This window comes from Pseudomonas sp. AC229, from assembly GCF_979254655.1.
Genome location: NZ_CEEDHK010000125.1, coordinates 1 through 229, shown reverse-complemented (window position 1 = coordinate 229; position 229 = coordinate 1). Strand labels below are relative to the sequence as shown.

Here is a 229-nt window from a genome sequence, read left to right as displayed (position 1 = left end):
GCTCTCTCACTTCCGGCAAAGCTACAGTGACCGCCACCACCGGTTCTGCGACTAACACTGCCGCCATTGATGTCACCGCTGGCGCTCCCGGACCCATGACAGTCACTGCTTCGCCTATTGCGATTGTCGCCGATGGCACGAGCACGTCGACTATCAGCGCAGCTGTCAATGATGCCAACGGAAATGCCGTAGGTGCCGGAGTGAGCGTTACCTGGGGCACCAACGCTGG

At 60.3% G+C, this 229-nt stretch carries 1 protein-coding gene; it reads left to right on the top strand.

Annotation, left to right across the window (positions count from 1 at the left end; translation table 11 throughout):
• Positions 1-26 precede the first annotated feature (26 nt).
• Positions 27-229, top strand: a 203-nt coding sequence (locus AC0IW7_RS25135) for an invasin domain 3-containing protein (protein ID WP_471821580.1), incomplete at its 3' end; no start/stop codon positions are given.